Here is a 17,131-nt window from a genome sequence, read left to right as displayed (position 1 = left end):
ACCGGAGGCCGGGCCGCCCGCCGGCGGTCCTCTTCACGAGGGAGAAGCTGTTCACGAGGGAAAGGTTACGGAGGCCGGGGGCCCTGCCGGCACTGCCGGAAGTCACCTACCCGGCGCCGCGGGACCGTCCCGCACCGGCCGGGGCGCGGCGAGGCCGAGCGGGGTCTCCACCGGCAGCAGGGCGGCGGCCCGGTCCCGCTCCCCCGCCCGGACCGCGACGTGCACCTCGCGGGCGAGCGGGGTGACGTCGCGTACGGACACGGTCCACTCGTCCGCGTACCGCCGGGCGGCCTCGCCGCTGAGGCCGAGCTGGAGGGAGCGGTACGGGAGCGGGTTCAGGTCGAGGTCGCGTTCGGGGTCCCACTGGACCCGGGCCGGGGCGGTGCGCAGACTCCGCTTCCAGGACGCCTGGTCGGGGTGCACCTCGCGTACGTAGTGGGAGAGTTCGGCGTGCGCGAGGGCCCACTCCAGGCCGCTCCGGTCGATCTCGACGGCGAGGACGACCTCCTGGCCCTCCTTCGTGCCCCATCCGCAGCGGTACATCATCCACAGGAAGCTGGGCTTGATCCAGGTCATCCGGTCGCGCTTCCAGGCTTCGGGGAACCGCCCGTCGCGGGCGGCGGGCAGCCCGATGGCGGGGCGGTACGCCTGGTAGACGGTGACCGTGGTGTGGGTGTGGAGTGCGCGGATCTCGTAACGGGGCGGGTGGGGCGGGGTGTTCATGTGCCCCAGGATGCGGGACGCAGGCGCGCCCGGGCATCCGGTTTTCGCCGGATGGCCGGGCGCGGCCGGGAGGGTGCGTCGGTCAGTGGTTGCGCGGGAAGCCCAGGTCGACGCCTGCCGGGGCGTCGGCCGGGTCGGGCCAGCGGGTGGTGACGACCTTGCCGCGGGTGTAGAAGTGCACGCCGTCGTTGCCGTAGATGTGGTGGTCGCCGAAGAGCGAGTCCTTCCATCCGCCGAAGGAGTGGTAGCCCACCGGGACCGGGATCGGGACGTTGACGCCGACCATGCCGGCCTCGACCTCCAGCTGGAAGCGGCGGGCCGCGCCGCCGTCGCGGGTGAAGATCGCGGTGCCGTTGCCGAACGGCGAGGCGTTCATGAGGGCGACGCCGTCCTCGTACGTGTCGACGCGGAGCACGCACAGCACCGGGCCGAAGATCTCGTCCTTGTACGCGTCGGAGTCGGTGGAGACCTTGTCCAGGAGGGACAGGCCGATCCAGTGGCCGTCCTCGAAGCCCTCGACCGTGTGGCCCGTGCCGTCGAGGACGACCTCCGCGCCCTGGGCGGCGGCGCCCGTGACGTAGGAGGCGACCTTGTCGCGGTGGGCGGCGGTGATCAGGGGGCCCATCTCGGAGGCCGGGTCGTTGCCGGGACCGATCGTGATCTTCTCGGCGCGCTCACGGATCTTGGCGACCAGCTCGTCGCCGATCGCGCCGACCGCGACGACGGCGGAGATCGCCATGCAGCGCTCACCGGCGGAGCCGTACGCCGCCGAGACCGCCGCGTCGGCAGCCGCGTCCAGGTCGGCGTCCGGCAGGACGAGCATGTGGTTCTTCGCGCCGCCCAGCGCCTGGACCCGCTTGCCGTTGGCGGAGGCGGTGGCGTGGATGTAGCGGGCGATGGGGGTGGAGCCGACGAAGGAGACGGCGGCCACGTCGGGGTGGTTCAGCAGGCCGTCCACCGCGATCTTGTCGCCGTGCAGGACGTTGAGGACGCCGTCCGGAAGGCCCGCCTCCGCGGCCAGCTCGGCCAGCAGGTTGGCGGCCGAGGGGTCCTTCTCGCTGGGCTTCAGCACGAACGTGTTGCCGCAGGCGATGGCCAGCGGGAACATCCACATCGGCACCATGGCCGGGAAGTTGAACGGGGTGATGCCCGCGACGACGCCGAGCGACTGGCGGATCGAGGAGACGTCGACCCGGTTGGACACCTGGGTGGACAGCTCGCCCTTGAGCTGGGTGGTGATCCCGCACGCCAGCTCGACGATCTCCAGACCGCGGGCGACCTCGCCCAGCGCGTCCGAGTGCACCTTGCCGTGCTCGGCGGTGATCAGCGCGGCGATGTCGTCGCGGTGGGCGTCCAGCAGCGCGCGGTAGCGGAAGAGGACCGCGGTGCGCTGGGCGAGCGAGGAGGTGCCCCACGTCGCGTACGCGGCCTTCGCCGCCGCCACGGCCGCGTCGACCTCCTCGACGGAGGCGAGCGCCACCTGCGTGGTGACCGCGCCGGTGGCCGGGTCGGTGACCGGACCGTACTGACCCGACGTGCCCTCCACTGTCTTGCCGCCGATCCAGTGGTTGACGGTCTTCGTCATGACGTACTCCTTCAGGCTTCAGGCAGGCGTGGGGGCCGGTCTCACAGGTGGCGGCGTCGGGCGGCGACCTGCCGGTCGTACTCCTCCCGGGCCTTGACCGCCGCCGGTCGGCTCGCGGTTTCGGCTACCGGAACATCCCACCACGCCTGTGCCGGAGGCGGGCCCGACACTGTGTCGGGCGTTTCGGTCTCGACGTAGACACAAGTGGGGCCCTCCGCGTCGCGCGCCTCGGAGAGGGCTTTGCGCAGGTCGTCGACGGTGGTGGCGCGCAGGACCCGCAGGCCGAGGGAGGCCGCGTTGGCGGCCAGGTCGACGGGGAGCGGCGGGCCGGTGAAGCCGCCGTCGGCGTCCCGGTGGCGGTAGGCCGTGCCGAAACGCTCGGCGCCGACCGCTTCGGACAGGCCGCCGATGGAGGCGTACCCGTGGTTCTGGAGGATCAGCAGTTTGAGCGGCAGGTTCTCCTGGACGGCGGTGACGATCTCGGTGGGGTTCATCAGATACGTGCCGTCGCCGACGAGCGCCCAGACGGGGCGGCCCTCACGGCCCTGGCTTCCGGTCGCGAGCAGGACGCCGATCGCGGCCGGGATCTCGTAGCCCATGCAGGAGTAGCCGTACTCGACGTGGTACTGGTCGCGGGAGCGGGCGCGCCAGAGTTTGTGCAGGTCGCCGGGGAGGGAGCCGGCGGCGTTGATGAGGATGTCGTCCTCGGTGACCAGGGTGTCCAGGAGGCCGAGGACCTGGGTCTGGGTGGGGCGCGCGGCGGGGTCGGGGGTGGCGAAGGATGCTTCGACCCGTTCCTCCCACGCCTCCTTCGCTCCGGTGTACTCCGTCTCGTACGCCGGGTCGACCCGGTAGCCGCGTCCGGCGAGCGCCGCTGTCAGCGCCTCCAGGCCCGCGCGGGCGTCGGCGACCAGGGGGAGGGCGGCCAGCTTGTGGGCGTCGAAGCCGGTGATGTTGAGGTGGAGGAAGCGGACCGCCGGATCGGCGAAGAGCGTGCCGGACGCGGTGGTGAAGTCGGAGAAGCGGGTGCCGACGCCGATCACCAGGTCGGCGGTGCGGGCCAGTTCGTCGGCGGTGGCGGTGCCGGTGTGGCCGATGCCGCCGACGTCGGCCGGGTGGTCGTGCCGGAGCGCGCCCTTGCCGGCCTGGGTGGAGGCGACCGGGATGCGGGTCGCGGCGGTGAACGCGGCGAGCGTCTCCTCGGCGGCGCTGTGCCGGACCCCGCCGCCCGCGACGATCAGCGGGCGGCGGGCGGAGCGGATCGCCCGTACCGCCGCTTCCAGTTCGAACGTGTCGGGGGCGGGCCTGCGGACGTGCCAGTCGCGTTCGGCGAAGAACTCCTCCGGCCAGTCGTACGCCTCCGCCTGTACGTCCTGCGGCAGCGCGAGCGTGACGGCCCCGGTCTCGGCCGGGTCGGCGAGGACGCGCATCGCCTGGAGGGCGGCCGGAATCAGCGTCTCCGGCCGGGTGATCCGGTCGAAGTAGCGCGAGACCGGGCGCAGACAGTCGTTGACGGACACGTCACCCGCGTACGGCACTTCGAGCTGCTGCAGTACGGGGTCGGCGGGCCGGGTCGCGAAGGTGTCGCCGGGCAGGAGGAGGACGGGCAGGCGGTTGATCGTGGCGAGCGCGGCCCCGGTGACGAGGTTGGTGGCCCCCGGGCCGATGGACGTGGTCACCGCGTGCGCCGAGAGCCGCCCCGACTGGCGGGCATACCCCACGGCCGCGTGCACCATGGCCTGTTCGTTGCGGCCCTGGAGGTAGGGCATGCGGTGCCCGGTCCCGTTGCCGGTGCCGGGGGTGGTTCCGCCGGGGCCGCCGCCCGCCGCCGCTTCCACGAGCGCCTGGCCGATGCCCGCGACATTGCCGTGGCCGAAGATGCCCCAGGCGGCGCTGATGAGCCGCTGCCGACGGCCGTCGCGCTCGGTGTACTGCCGGGCCAGGAAGGCCACCAGCGCCTGAGCGGTGGTCAGTCGCCGGGTGGGACAGTGGGGGTTCGCGGTACTCGTCGGGCTCGCGGGACTCGTCGGGCTCAAGGCGTTACCTCCGGGCCGGGCGACGGATGCGCCGTGTACAGCGGGAGTCTGGCGTCGATCGGCTCGCCCCGCCAGGTGTCGCGGATCCAGCGGTGGTCGGGATGGTCGCGGATCAGCCAGGCGCGCTCCTCCCCGGGCCCGGCCATCACGTTCAGGTAGTACAGCGTCCGGCCGGGCGGGGCGATGGACGGGCCGTGCCAGCCGTCGGGGATGAGGACGGCGTCACCGCTGCGCACTTCGGCGAGGACGTCCGTACCGCCGTCGCGCGACGGGGAGACGCGGTGGTAGCCGAGACCGCCGTCCTGCACCTCGAAGTAGTAGATCTCCTCCAGTTCGCACTCCTCGCCCGGCACGTGCTCGTCGTGTTTGTGGGGCGGGTAGGAGGACCAGTTGCCGCCGGGGGTGAGGACCTCCACGGCGATCAGCCGGTCGCAGTCGAAGGTGTCGGCGGCGGCGAAGTTGTTCACCTGCCGCGAGCAGGTCCCGGAGCCGCGCAGCTCGACGGGTACCTCCGGCGCGGGGCCGTAGCGAGCGGGGAGTCGTCGCTCGCACTTCGCTCCTGCCAGGGCGAAGCGGCCTCCTGCGCCGGAGGAGATCTGTGCGTGGGCGTCGCGCGGTACGTAGGCGAAGTCGGACACCCCGCTGAACACGCTTTCCCGGCCCAGCAGTTCAAAGGTCTCGCCTGCTGTATGCACCGTACAGCCACCGGCCAACGGCAGGACGATCCATTCACTACTGCCGGTGACGAGCGTGTGAACACCGCCCGGCTCCAGCTCCAGCACCCGCAGGGACGAACGATCCCAGCCGGCCCGAGCGGGGTCGATGTCGAGGGCGTACGCCCCGCGCGCGGCGCTGCCCGCCGGAAGGTGGAACACGGGCTGCTGTCCTCGGTCAGGAGGGGGATGATGCGTCGTCATGCCCCCTCCCTACCCGTCCGGAGCAGCCCTACGGCGGTGTCGACGGCGCTGGTCACGTCCCCGTCGACCGGGTAGAGCAGCGAGCGTCCCACGACCAGCCCGCGCACGGTGGGCAGCCGCAGCGCGTCGCGCCACTTCCCGTACGCGGCGTCCTGGTCCTCGCCGACCTCGCCGCCGAGCAGGACGGCGGGCAGCGTGGAGGCCTCCATCGCCCGGCCCATGGCGTCGGGGTCGTCGGTGACGGGGACCTTGAGCCAGGTGTACGCGGAGGTCCCCGCGAGGCCCGACGCGATGGCGATGGAGGTCGCCACGGCTGCGGCGCCGAGGTCGTTGCGGAGTCGGCCGTCGACGCGGCGGCAGAGGAACGGCTCGACGAAGACGGGCAGCCGGTGCGCGGCCATCGCGTCGATGGTCCGGGCGGCGGTGTGCAGGGTGTCCAGCGAACCGGGGTCGTCGTGGTCGATGCGGAGCAGCAGCTTCCCGGCGTCGAACCCGTGGCGGACCAGGTCGTCGGGGCGGTATCCGGTGAACCGGTCGTCGAGCTCGAACGCGGCGCCGGCCAGCCCGCCGCGGTTCATCGAGCCCATCACGATCTTGTCCTCCAGGGCTCCGAGCAGGAGGAGATCGTCCAGGACGTCGGCGGAGGCGAGCACTCCGTCGACGCCGGAGCGGGAGAGGGCGAGGCAGAGCCGCTCCAGCAGCTCGAAGCGGTTGGCCATGGCGAGCGACCGGTCCCCGACGGCGAGCGCGCCGCGCGCGGGATGGTCGGCCGCGATGATCATCAACCGGTCGCCGGTGGTACGGATCAGCCGCCGCCGCTTCCGTCGCGCGGCGGCCTCGGCCACGGCTTCGGGCCGCTCGGCGCGCAGCCGGACCAGCTCGGAGAGCGAGGGCGCGAGCGGCGTCATGAGTCGGCTCCGGTCCGGCGGGCCGCAGGGGTGTCGGGGTCCGGCGGAGCGCCGGGGTCGGCCGGAGCACCGGGTTCGACCGGAGCGCCAAGGCCGACCGGGCCGCCGCGGTCCGTCGGAGCGCCGGGGTTCGCCTGGGCCTTCCGGGTCGCCTGGGCGTCGAGGTCCGCGGTGACGGCGCCGGCCTTGAGGGCTCGCTCGACCTCGTCCGGGAACGGCATCGCGGACGAGCAGGCGAGCCGGGAGGCGACGATCGCGCCAGCCGCGTTCGCGTACCGCACGAGGCGGTCCAGCGGCCACCCGGCGAGCAGTCCGTGGCAGAGCGCGCCGCCGAACGCGTCCCCCGCGCCGAGGCCGTTGACCACCTCCACCGGCAGCGGCGGGCAATCGGCGGTGGTGCCGTCGCGGTGGACGGCGAGCACACCCTTCGGCCCCTGCTTGACGACGGCGAGCTCCACCCCGGCCGCGAGCAACGCGCGGGCCGCCGCGTACGGTTCGCGTTCGCCGGTCGCGATTCGGCACTCGTCGACGTTGCCGACGGCGACCGTGGCATGGGCCAGCGCCTCGCGGTACCGCGCGGGCGCCTCGGTGCTGTCGTCGCCCCCGTCCCAGAACATCGGCCGCCAGTCGAGGTCGAAGACGGTCGCCGTCGCCGTACGCGGCACATCCGCCGGGCCGGTGCCGCGCGCGTCGAGGGCGGCCAGCGTGGCGGACCGGCTCGGCTCAGCGCTGAGTCCGGTGCCCGTCATCCAGAAGATCCTGGCCGCGCGCACCGCGTCCAGATCGAGGTCCGGCGCGTGGATCTCCAGGTCGGGGGCCTTGGGCTGCCGGTAGAAGTAGAGCGGGAAGTCGTCCGGGGGGAAGATCTCGCAGAAGGTGACCGGGGTCGGATACTCCGCCACGGCCGTCGCCCAGCGGGCGTCCACGCCGAACCGTTCCAGTTCCTGTTGGAGATACGTGCCGAAGGGGTCCTGCCCGGTCCGGGTGATCACGGCCGTACGCCGCCCCAGTCGGGCCGCCGCCACCGCCACATTCGTCGGGGAGCCGCCGAGGAACTTGCCGAACGTCTCGACCCGGGCGAGCGGGACCCCGACCTCCAGCGGGTAGAGGTCCACCCCGATCCGTCCCATGGTGATCACGTCGTACGGCTCAGGCATACGCATCCCTTCGGACCGCCGGTCCGCCCCGCCGGTGGCCGGCTGGTCCCAGGTCTAGCCCCCTCCCGGGAACCCTGTCAATATTTTGTCCGGACATTCGGACGAACTCTTGACACCCTTCCGCACCCGCCACGAGGCTGGGCGTTATGACCCCCTCCGTCCGCTCCTCGGCCCGCATCCGTATCGGCTCGGCTCCCGACTCCTGGGGCGTGTGGTTCCCCGACGACCCGGAGCAGGTGCCCTGGCAGCGCTTCCTCGACGAGGTGGCCGAGGCCGGGTACGCGTGGATCGAGCTCGGCCCGTACGGCTATCTGCCCACCGACCCCGCCAGGCTGGCCGACGAGACCCGCAGCCGGGGGCTCACGGTCTCCGCCGGCACCGTTTTCACCGGATTGCACCACGGACCGGACGTCTGGGACCGGACCTGGGCGCATGTCGCGGACATCGCCGGACTGACCCGGGCCATGGGCGCCGAACACCTGGTCGTCATCCCCTCCTTCTGGCGCGACGACAAGACGGGCGAGGTGCTGGAGGACCGCACGCTCACGCCCGCCCAGTGGCGGGACCTGACGGCCCAGACGGAGCGGCTGGGCCGGGAGGTCCGGGAGCGGTTCGGGCTGCGGATCGTCGTCCATCCGCACGCCGACACCCACATCGACACCGAGGAGAACGTCAGCCGCTTCCTCGACGCCACCGATCCGGACCTGGTCTCGCTCTGCCTGGACACGGGGCACTACGCCTACTGCGGCGGCGACAGCGTCAAGCTCATCGAGACGTACGGGGAACGCATCGGCTACCTCCATCTCAAGCAGGTCGATCCGGAGATCCTGGCGGCGGTGGTGGCGGAGGAGGTGCCGTTCGGCCCGGCGGTGGCCCGGGGTGTGATGTGCGAGCCGCCCGGCGGAGTCCCCGCCCTGGAACCGGTCCTGGACGCGGCCCGCGCCCTGGACGTCGACCTGTTCGCGATCGTGGAGCAGGACATGTATCCGTGCCCGCCGGACAAGCCGTTCCCCATCGCGCGCCGCACCCGCGAGTTCCTCCGCTCCTGCGGCGGCACCCGCTCGCCCGGCTCGGCATCCTGAGGCCTCCGCCCCGGGGCCTCCGGGTCAGACTCCCGTGCGCCCGTCGACGCGTTCGCGGATCAGGTCGGCGTGGCCGCAGTGCCGGGCGTACTCGCCGATCATGTGCGTGTAGATCCAGCGCAGCGTGACCTGCCCGCCCATGAACGGGCTGGTGTCGTCGAGCGCCCGGGCCGCGCAGTTCTGCCGGGCCGTCGCCACCTCGGCCTCCCACCGCGCGAGCGCCTGCTCGTGGGTGGAGTCCTCGGCAGGCTCCCAGCCGCCCGCGTGCCCCTGAGTCCCGTCGCCGCCGGCCGGAGGGGCGAAGAGCGGTGGGACGTCCTCCTGGGCCAGCACCCGGCGGAACCAGTTCCGCTCGACCTCCGTCAGGTGCTGGAGCAGTCCGAGCAGGGTGATCGGCGAGGGCGCGGCGGCCGCCTGACGCAGGCCCTTCTCGGGCAGGTCGGCGCACTTCTGGACGAGGGTGGCGCGGTAGAAGTCGAGCCAGCTCTCCAGAGAGGTGCGTTCGTCGGCGAGCAGAGGGGGCATCGGGCGTTCGGAAGTGCTCATGTCCCTCGTCGTGGCACCCGGGTCAGACAGTGGCCGCGATACGCGACACCGGCCCAGGTTCATCCTTTCTGCCACAGCAGTAACCGTTTCGGTACACATATCTCCGTTACGCGGGTTTTCTGTCACAGCCGGTCGACGGCCCCACCCCGCCTGCCGCCCAAGGTCGTTCAACCGAGCACAGGCTGAGTGATCGTCGGCTTGAGAAGTGCAGAGAGGTGTCACCGATGACGGACAGAACGCTCTGGTCCTACAAGGACATTGCCGCGCACATCCAGGTCCAGCCGGACACCGTCCGCTCCTATCGCAAGCACGGGCTCCTTCCGCCGCCCGACCAGGTGAAGAACGGGAAACCGTATTGGTACGGCGACACCGTCCGCGCCTGGGTCGCCTCCCGGCCCCGCAACAGGGGCCGTTGACGCCCGGCGCGGACCCCTCGGCCGCCCGGCCGTTCCGGCTCCTCGCTACTCCTGGCCGGCGGCCCTGCGAAAGAGGGCCGTCCAGAGGAACGGCTCCCCGAAGAGCGGGGATTCGGGTGCCTCGTCGTTCATCCGGCGCAGTTCCATCTCCTCCGCCTCCGTCAGGCCGGAGAAGACGTGACGCAGCTCTTCGTCCGTATAGGCGAGCCCCCCGTGCAGACCGCCCGTCAGGTAGAGCTCGGCGTCCGGCAGTTCCGAACCCATCCCGCCCTCCCCGGCGGCGAAGCAGGTGAGCGCGAAGTGACCGCCGGGCGCGAGGCAGCGCTCCAGGAGGGCGAGGTAGCTGATCCGGCGGTGGGGCGGCAGGTGGTGGAAGCAGCCCGAGTCGTAGATCAGGTCGTACGGCCCGGCCAGGGGCGCCCCCGTCGCCGTCAGGGCGAACGCGTCACCGAGGTGGAACCGTATGGAGTCGGCCCCCGCCTTCTCCGCCCGCTCCCGGGCCCAGGCCAGCGCCGCCGGGGAGAGGTCGACCGCGTCGACGTCGAAACCGAGCGACGCCAGGTGCAGCGCGTTGCGGCCGGGCCCACAGCCGAGTTCGAGCGCGCGGCCAAAGGCGATCCGCCCCTGGCGGAGATAGGCGTCGAGGTTCTCGTCGGGCTTGTCCGCGAAGAACGGCACCGGCTTCGACCGGTCCGCGTAGAACTCGTCCCACCAGGACGCGCCGCCGGCCGTCCACCGGTCCGCCTCCGGGGCGAACAGGCCGTCCATCAAAGCCAATACGTCGTCTGTCGTACGAACGTTCCGGTCCATCCGGGCCCCCTTTTCCGTTGCGGAAATTTTAGGCTCGATGAGCATGAAAGCCCAGGTCAGCGTCGCTTTGCCGATGCTGTCGGCGGGCCTTTGGCGCCTTCCGGGGCGGACGGGGAGCGCCGCCCCCGCCCGCCATCCGTTCGGTGCCACGCGGTCCCGTCACGCGGCGCCCCGAGGCCATTCCCGGCTTCCCCGAGGGCTGTTTCCGAACCGGTTTCCGTCGTCGGTCTCAGCGTCTCGCCGGTTCGGCGATCTCCGCGCCCGCGCCCGATATCCCCTCGGCCTCCGCCGTGGACCCGGCGCCCCGGTGGCCGCCCCGGTCGCCCGGAGCCTCCGGAGCGGCGGGACCGGCCGGGGTCGAATCCCCTTCGCTCAGGCCGAACGTGCGATGGAAGGCCCGCAGAGGCGCGGGGGCCCACCAGGTGGAGCGGCCCATCAGCTTCATCACCGCCGGGACCAGCAGGCTGCGCACCACCATGGCGTCCATCAGGACGGCGAGGGCGATACCGAGCCCCAGCATCTTGGTGTTGGTGACCCGCGAGGTGCCGATGGCCACCATCACGACCGCGAGGATCACGGCGGCCGCGGTGATCAGCCCGCCGGTGTGGCGGAGTCCGAAGGTGACGGAGTGCTCGTGGTCGCCGGTGCGGTCGTACTCCTCCTTGATCCGGGATATCAGGAACACCCCGTAGTCCATGGAGAGTCCGAAGGCCACGCAGAACATCAGGACGGGCAGCGTCGTCTCGATGTCGCCCGTGCTGGTGAAGGCGAGCAGTCCGGAGAGATTTCCGTCCTGGAAGACCCAGACCACGGCTCCGAACATCGCGGTCAGGCTGAGGGCGTTGAGCACGACCGCCTGGAGCGGGATGAGCACGCTGCCGGTGAGCAGGAAGACCAGGAGCAGGGTCACGAGCACGATGATCGCCAGCGCCCAGGGCAGCCGGTCGGCTATGGCGTCCTTGGAGTCGACGAGGACCGCCGCCGTGCCCGTCACCGAGGTGTCGAGGGAGGAGGCGGAGGGCACCGCCCTCAGGTCCCGTACGAGCTGCTGGGTCTCCTCGCCGACGGCTTCGCCCTCGGGCAGCACGCTGTAGTAGGCGACGGAGTCCGCGGTGACCGGGCCGTCGACCCGCAGGACGCCGGGCAGTTGCTCGATGCGGCTCTTCAGCTCCGTGTACTCGGCGGGGGAACCCTGTCCCTCCGCCAGCACCTCCAGGCCGCCACCGGGGCTGCCCGGGAATCCGTCACGGATGTGTTCCTGGACGACCCGGGACTCCGCGCCGGCCGGCAGCTGACGGTCGTCGGCCGTGCCGAACTTGACGCCCAGGAAGGGCAGTCCGAGCAGCAGGAGCCCGACGGTGGTGACGACGGCGAAGACGGGCGCCCTGCGCATCACCAGCGCCGCCAGCTTCGCCCAGCCCCGGCCGGGCGAAGCGCCCGCTCCCGTGGCCGCGCTGTCGCCTTCGGGCGAGGCGTCCTTCCTGCGGCGGCGCAGCAGCCGGCGCAGGTCCAGCGAGTTGATCCGGTGGCCGAGCAGGACCAGCGCCGCGGGCAGCAGGATCAGCGCGGCAGCGGCGGCCAGCAGGACCACGGCGATCCCGGCGTAGGCGAAGGACCGCAGGAAGTACTGCGGGAAGACCAGCATGGCCGACAGCGACACGGCCACGGTCAGCGCGGAGAACAGCACCGTACGCCCGGCGGTCCGCAGGGTCGTGCCCACCGCCGTCCGGGGGCCCGCCCCGCCGGCCAGCTCCTCGCGGAAGCGGCGGACGATGAACAGGGCGTAGTCGATGGCGAGTCCGAGGCCGAGGGCCGTCGTGAGGTTCATGGCGAAGACCGAGACGTCGGTGAACTCCGTCAGGCCCCGCAGCACGGCGTTGGTGCCGAGGATGGCGACGATGCCGACGCCGAGCGGCAGCATCGCGGCCACGGCACTGCCGAAGACCATGACCAGCAGGACGAGCGTCACCGGCAGGGCGATCAGCTCGGCCCGCAGCAGGTCCTCCTGGATGATCGTCTGCATCTCGTGCTGCACGGCGACGGGCCCGCCGATGGAGACCGTCACCGGTCCCCGCTCCCCCGCGAAAGCGGGGGCTATCCGGTCGAGGGTCTCACCGGCGGTCTTCTCGTCGCCCCCGATCCGGGCGGCGATGATCGCCTCGCGGCCGTCCTCGGAGCGCAGCGCGGGCGATTGCGTCCCCCAGTAGGATCCGATGCCCGAGATCCCCTGCTCGGCCTCCAGCCGCTCGACGAGGCGGGCGGCCTCGGCGGCCACCGCCGGGTCGTCGACGGTCGCGGAGCCGCTGTCCACCAGCAGGAGCAGATTGGGCTGGGAGGCGGGGAACTCCCGCGCCAGCGCCTCGGTCGCGTAGGTCGACTCGGCGTCGGGGGCCTGCCAGCCGCCGCTGCCCATCCGGTCCGCCACCCCGCTCCCGGCGAACACGGCGAGTGCGGTGATCACCAGCGCGGCCAGCAGCGCGAGCCGCGGCCGGGCGGTGACGAACCGGGTCCAGCCGCCGACCGAAGGCGGCGCGGAACGGTTGACTTCGGACATGGTGCGGTGTCCCCTTCACCGAGACCCGGGCAGCACAAGGCAGCATGGGTCGGTCGTTGCCACTTACCCTGGCAAACACGAGTCGTCGCTCGCGTTCCACTAGAATGCGAGCGACCACTCGTGTTTGTCAATCGCATCATGAGAGCCGGGGATTGACCGTGTCGGAGGCCAAAGCCACCAAGGGCGCCGCAGCGGACGGAGCGGACGGCGGATCCACCGCCCGTGCGGCCGACGGGGCGCCGGGCCCCGCCCGCCCTCGCCGCCGCCAGGCCCGCGGCGAGGCCCGTATCGCCCAGCTGCTCCGGGCCGCCGCCGACGTCTTCTGCACCAGCGGCTACACCGCGTCCAGCACCAACGCCATCGCCCGCGAGGCCGGGGTGTCGCCGGGCACGCTCTACCAGTTCTTCCCGAACAAGGAGGCCATCGCCGTCGAGCTCGGCGACCAGCTGCTCAACCGCTGGCGGGACACCTACGGCGCCGCCTTCTCGCAGAGCCATGTCGAGCTGCCGCTCGACCGCATGCTGGACGCCATCCTCGACCCGCTGATCGCCTTCAACTGCGAGAACCCGGCCTTCTCCGTCCTGATGCACGGCTCGGAGATCCCCGGCCGGATCACCGAGGAGCACGACACGCTGCACGCCACGATGCTGACGCGGGTCGAATCGGTGCTCGCCGGCTACCTCCCGGACGCGCCCGCCGAGCAGGTCCACCGGATCGCCGACATGACCTTCATGATCTTCAAGGCCGGGCTGGACCTGATCATGGCCCACGAGGGCGAGGAGCGCGAGGCCTACATCCAGGAGCTGAAGACGGTCATGTTCCGCTATCTGGATCCCCTGGTCTGCGACGCCGCGCCGCAGGGGACCCCGCACGCGCCATAGACCACCTCCGGCTGTCGGCCCGAACCGCCACCGGCCGACACATGGCCCCGCCGGGGCACATTCATACCCCCTAGGGGTATAGTGTGGCGTAGACGGGGCGCCACGGAGGCCTCTGCGGCCCCATGCGCCCCGCCGTGCCGCCGAAACGTGTTCGCGAAGAGGAGAACGTCATGACCGCCGAGACCGAGACCGCCCAGTCCACCGGCTCCTGCTGCTCGCCCGCCGGTTCCTGCCACGACGGCGCGGCCGACGTACGGATCGAGGGGACCGACGCGGTCACCGCCGTGTACGAGGTCAAGGGCATGACCTGCGGCCACTGCGAGGGCGCCGTGTCGGAGGAGATCTCCGCACTCGCGGGCGTGACCTCGGTCGCGGCCGTCGCCGCCACCGGCCGGGTCACCGTCACCTCCAAGGCCCCGCTGACCGAGGACGCCGTCCGTGCCGCGGTGGACGAGGCCGGGTACGAGCTCCTCGGCCCGGCCGCCTGAGGGCCGGCCCGCAGCAGCACCCCGTTCGTCGTCGGGCCGGCCTCACCAGCCGATACTGGTGGGGTACGGCCCGACCCGCGTTTCCCTGGAGTTCGGACATGGCCAGCACAGCAGCAGCCGATCACCCGGCCGCCGACGCCTCCGAGGCCGAGCTCATGATCGGCGGGATGACCTGCGCCTCGTGTGCGGCCCGCGTCGAGAGGAAGCTCAACCGGATGGACGGCGTCACCGCCACCGTGAACTACGCGACCGAGAAGGCCCGCGTCACGTTCGGGGAGGGGCTGGAGCTGGGCGACCTCGTCGCCACGGTCGAGAAGACCGGCTACACGGCCCGCCCCGTCACCCGACCGGAACGGAAGGCACCGGCAGCGGAAGCCACACCGGCACCGAACACGGAAGCGAAAGCAGAAGCAGAGACACAACCGGAACCGGAACCCGAAGCGGAAGCGGAAGCGGAAGCAGCCCAGGACGGTGTCGCGGAGCCGGACGGCTCCACCGACTCGCTCCGGCAGCGTCTCGTTGTCTCCGCCGTGCTCGCCGTCCCCGTCGTCCTGCTCGCCATGATCCCGGCCCTCCAGTTCGACTACTGGCAGTGGCTGAGCCTCACCCTCGCCGCGCCCGTCGTCATCTGGGGCGGCCTGCCCTTCCACCGCGCCGCCTGGACCAACGCGAAGCACGGCGCGGCCACGATGGACACCCTGGTCTCGCTCGGCACGCTCGCCGCGTTCGGCTGGTCGCTGTGGGCCCTGTTCCTCGGCGACGCGGGTATGCCCGGCATGCGCCACGGCTTCGACCTCACCGTCTCGCGCGCCTCCGCCACCTCGACGATCTACCTGGAGGTGGCGGCCGGGGTCATCACGTTCATCCTGCTGGGCCGCTACCTGGAAGCCCGCGCGAAGCGGAAGTCCGGCGCGGCACTGCGGGCGCTGATGCATCTGGGCGCCAAGGATGTCGCCGTACTCAGGGCGGGCAGGGAGGTACGCGTTCCGGCGGGCGAGCTCGTCGTCGGCGATCGCTTCGTCGTGCGCCCCGGGGAGAAGATCGCGACGGACGGAACCGTCGTCGAGGGCTCCTCCGCCGTGGACGCCTCGATGCTCACCGGCGAGTCCGTACCCGTCGAGGTCTCGGCCGGCGACACCGTCACCGGAGCCACCCTCAACGCCGGCGGACGCCTCGTCGTCGAAGCCACCCGCGTCGGAGCCGACACCCAACTCGCCCGCATGGCCCGCCTCGTCGAAGACGCCCAGAACGGAAAGGCATCAGCCCAACGCCTCGCCGACCGCATCTCCGCCGTCTTCGTCCCCATCGTCATCGCCCTCGCCCTCGCCACCCTCGGCTTCTGGCTCGGCAACGACGCCGGACTCACCGCCGCCTTCACCGCCGCCGTCGCCGTCCTCATCATCGCCTGCCCCTGCGCCCTCGGCCTCGCCACCCCCACCGCCCTCATGGTCGGCACCGGCCGCGGCGCCCAACTCGGCATCCTCATCAAAGGCCCCGAAGTCCTGGAAACCACCCGCCGCGCCGACACCATCGTCCTCGACAAGACCGGCACCGTCACCACCGGCCGCATGACCCTCCAGACCACCCACACCACCCACACCACCACCGAAGCCGAAGCCCTGCGCCTCGCCGGAGCCCTCGAACACGCCTCCGAACACCCCATCGCCCAAGCCATCACCACCGCCGCGACCGACACCACCGGACCTCTCCCCACCCCCGACGACTTCCAGAACATCCCCGGACTCGGCGTCCAGGGCGTCGTCGAGGGCCACGCCGTCCTCGTCGGGCGGCCCCGCCTCCTCACCGATGCGGCGATCCCGCTCCCGGCCGAGCTGTCCGAGGCCCTGGCGGAGGCCGGGGAGCACGGCCGTACGGCGGTCGTCGTGGCCTGGGACGGCGAGGCGCGAGGTGTGTTCGGGGTGGCGGACGCGGTCAAGGACAGCAGCGCGGAGGCCGTCGCCGAGCTGCGCGCCCTGGGCCTCAGGCCCGTCCTGCTGACCGGCGACAACCTTGCGGTGGCGGAGGCCGTGGCGCGCGAGGTGGGCATCGACGAGGTCCTTGCGGAGGTGCTTCCGGAGGACAAGGTGAACGTCGTGAAGAGCCTTCAGGCGGAGGGCCGGGTCGTCGCCATGGTCGGCGACGGGGTGAACGACGCCGCCGCGCTGGCCACGGCAGATCTGGGGCTGGCGATGGGCACCGGGACGGATGCGGCGATCGAGGCGAGCGACCTCACGCTGGTTCGTGGAGATCTCAAGGTGACAGCTGACGCAATCCGCCTCTCCAGGCGTACGCTGGCCACCATCAGGGGCAACCTCTTCTGGGCCTTCGGGTACAACGTTGCTGCTTTGCCCCTGGCTGCAAGTGGCCTGCTCAACCCAATGATCGCGGGAGCCGCCATGGCGTTTTCGTCCGTGTTCGTCGTCACGAACAGCCTACGGTTGCGTGCCTTCACGTAACTTCCACAAAGAGATTTAGATCACACCGGATTCAGGGTAACCATCCGGTGGGTTCGTGAGTCTTAGAGTGCGATGCCAAGGATGTCTTGGGGGACGTCCGATGGAGTGTCTTGGGGGACGCTCCTGTGGCAAGCGTTTGGCCGGGGCACGTGCACCGGGGAGCTTTGAGCGGCCCTCCCGTGCGTACGTACCCCGGCGGATCGCAGCACAACAAGGGAACACAACAGAACACGGGAGCCACGGCTCCCTGCCAGACGCCCGGCCGGATCCCGTGGGGGGAATCCGCTCCGGGATATGGGAAGCGCCCTGACCGTCGACCCGTGGGGGGATCGGCGGCGGGGCGTTTCTCGCTTTCCCGGCCCCTCCCCCTCCCCGCCACCCCTTCCCCTCCCCGCTTCTCCTTCTCCTCCCCGCTTCCCCTCCAGAACGCCGAATCGCCCCGGACACCGCGCTCTGTGCGAAGCGCGGTACGCGGGGCGAAGGCAGTCGGCCGAAGAGGCCGGGCACTACGGGCGGTACGGGTTCCAGCGGTGCGGAACCCTGCGGTACGAGGTCCGGATCAGCGGCCTCGA

Annotated in this window: 14 protein-coding genes; 5 read left to right on the top strand and 9 right to left on the bottom strand. The window is 71.8% G+C overall.

Features of this window, described 5'->3' with window-relative positions; genetic code table 11:
* Nucleotides 1-102: 102 nt before the first annotated feature.
* The 6 genes from AC0VY3_RS06670 to iolC all read right to left on the bottom strand — a co-directional run bounded on the left by AC0VY3_RS06670 (nucleotide 103) and on the right by iolC (nucleotide 7,326).
* A complete protein-coding gene (locus AC0VY3_RS06670; protein WP_475549198.1) occupies nucleotides 103-723 on the bottom strand; it encodes a DUF4291 domain-containing protein in 621 nt (206 codons plus the stop codon).
* An 82-nt stretch (nucleotides 724-805) separates the two neighbouring features.
* The gene (gene mmsA / locus AC0VY3_RS06665; RefSeq protein WP_103508812.1) at nucleotides 806-2,308 is read right to left on the bottom strand and encodes a CoA-acylating methylmalonate-semialdehyde dehydrogenase; all 1,503 of its coding nucleotides are present in this window, start codon (nucleotides 2,306-2,308) and stop codon (nucleotides 806-808) included.
* Between the two features lie 41 nt (nucleotides 2,309-2,349).
* Nucleotides 2,350-4,344: a 3D-(3,5/4)-trihydroxycyclohexane-1,2-dione acylhydrolase (decyclizing) gene (iolD, locus tag AC0VY3_RS06660; protein WP_475549197.1), complete on the bottom strand. Its 1,995-nt coding sequence runs from the start codon at nucleotides 4,342-4,344 to the stop codon at nucleotides 2,350-2,352.
* Nucleotides 4,341-5,261 carry a 5-deoxy-glucuronate isomerase gene (iolB, locus tag AC0VY3_RS06655; protein WP_103508810.1) on the bottom strand — a complete coding sequence of 307 codons (921 nt, stop codon included), beginning with the start codon at nucleotides 5,259-5,261 and terminating at the stop codon, nucleotides 4,341-4,343. The genes iolD and iolB overlap by 4 nt, the downstream gene beginning before the upstream one ends.
* Nucleotides 5,258-6,169 (bottom strand): Cgl0159 family (beta/alpha)8-fold protein, encoded by a 912-nt coding sequence (locus AC0VY3_RS06650; protein ID WP_475549196.1) that lies wholly within the window; start codon nucleotides 6,167-6,169, stop codon nucleotides 5,258-5,260. Before AC0VY3_RS06650 ends, iolB begins: the two co-directional genes overlap by 4 nt.
* Nucleotides 6,166-7,326 carry a 5-dehydro-2-deoxygluconokinase gene (gene iolC, locus AC0VY3_RS06645; protein ID WP_475549195.1) on the bottom strand — a complete coding sequence of 387 codons (1,161 nt, stop codon included), beginning with the start codon at nucleotides 7,324-7,326 and terminating at the stop codon, nucleotides 6,166-6,168. Before iolC ends, AC0VY3_RS06650 begins: the two co-directional genes overlap by 4 nt.
* A gap of 146 nt (nucleotides 7,327-7,472) precedes the next feature.
* On the opposite strand from iolC, the gene AC0VY3_RS06640 reads away from it, so the two are divergent.
* Entirely contained in the window at nucleotides 7,473-8,408 is a 936-nt protein-coding gene (locus AC0VY3_RS06640; protein WP_103508807.1) for a sugar phosphate isomerase/epimerase family protein, read from the top strand.
* 24 nt (nucleotides 8,409-8,432) lie between these two features.
* Here the strand turns inward: AC0VY3_RS06640 and AC0VY3_RS06635 are convergent, their stop codons facing one another.
* Nucleotides 8,433-8,954 (bottom strand): DinB family protein, encoded by a 522-nt coding sequence (locus AC0VY3_RS06635; RefSeq protein WP_181010837.1) that lies wholly within the window; start codon nucleotides 8,952-8,954, stop codon nucleotides 8,433-8,435.
* Nucleotides 8,955-9,178: 224 nt separating this feature from the next.
* On the opposite strand from AC0VY3_RS06635, the gene AC0VY3_RS06630 reads away from it, so the two are divergent.
* Nucleotides 9,179-9,370: a helix-turn-helix transcriptional regulator gene (locus AC0VY3_RS06630; protein WP_010064909.1), complete on the top strand. Its 192-nt coding sequence runs from the start codon at nucleotides 9,179-9,181 to the stop codon at nucleotides 9,368-9,370.
* A gap of 45 nt (nucleotides 9,371-9,415) precedes the next feature.
* On the opposite strand, the gene AC0VY3_RS06625 is transcribed toward AC0VY3_RS06630, so the two are convergent.
* Nucleotides 9,416-10,180, bottom strand: coding sequence for a class I SAM-dependent methyltransferase (locus AC0VY3_RS06625; RefSeq protein WP_475549194.1), 765 nt, complete (start codon nucleotides 10,178-10,180; stop codon nucleotides 9,416-9,418).
* 229 nt (nucleotides 10,181-10,409) lie between these two features.
* Nucleotides 10,410-12,734 carry an MMPL family transporter gene (locus AC0VY3_RS06620; RefSeq protein ID WP_475549193.1) on the bottom strand — a complete coding sequence of 775 codons (2,325 nt, stop codon included), beginning with the start codon at nucleotides 12,732-12,734 and terminating at the stop codon, nucleotides 10,410-10,412.
* 158 nt (nucleotides 12,735-12,892) lie between these two features.
* On the opposite strand from AC0VY3_RS06620, the gene AC0VY3_RS06615 reads away from it, so the two are divergent.
* From AC0VY3_RS06615 to AC0VY3_RS06605, 3 genes are all read left to right on the top strand, one after another.
* Nucleotides 12,893-13,615 carry a TetR/AcrR family transcriptional regulator gene (locus AC0VY3_RS06615; protein WP_475549192.1) on the top strand — a complete coding sequence of 241 codons (723 nt, stop codon included), beginning with the start codon at nucleotides 12,893-12,895 and terminating at the stop codon, nucleotides 13,613-13,615.
* Between the two features lie 170 nt (nucleotides 13,616-13,785).
* Nucleotides 13,786-14,103 carry a heavy-metal-associated domain-containing protein gene (locus AC0VY3_RS06610; RefSeq protein ID WP_103510439.1) on the top strand — a complete coding sequence of 106 codons (318 nt, stop codon included), beginning with the start codon at nucleotides 13,786-13,788 and terminating at the stop codon, nucleotides 14,101-14,103.
* 98 nt (nucleotides 14,104-14,201) lie between these two features.
* A complete protein-coding gene (locus tag AC0VY3_RS06605) occupies nucleotides 14,202-16,559 on the top strand; it encodes a heavy metal translocating P-type ATPase (RefSeq protein WP_475549191.1) in 2,358 nt (785 codons plus the stop codon).
* Nucleotides 16,560-17,131 lie beyond the last annotated feature (572 nt).

The sequence above is a fragment of the Streptomyces sp. iso_384 genome (genome assembly GCF_056172905.1).
This window is presented reverse-complemented; position numbering and strand designations above follow the sequence as displayed.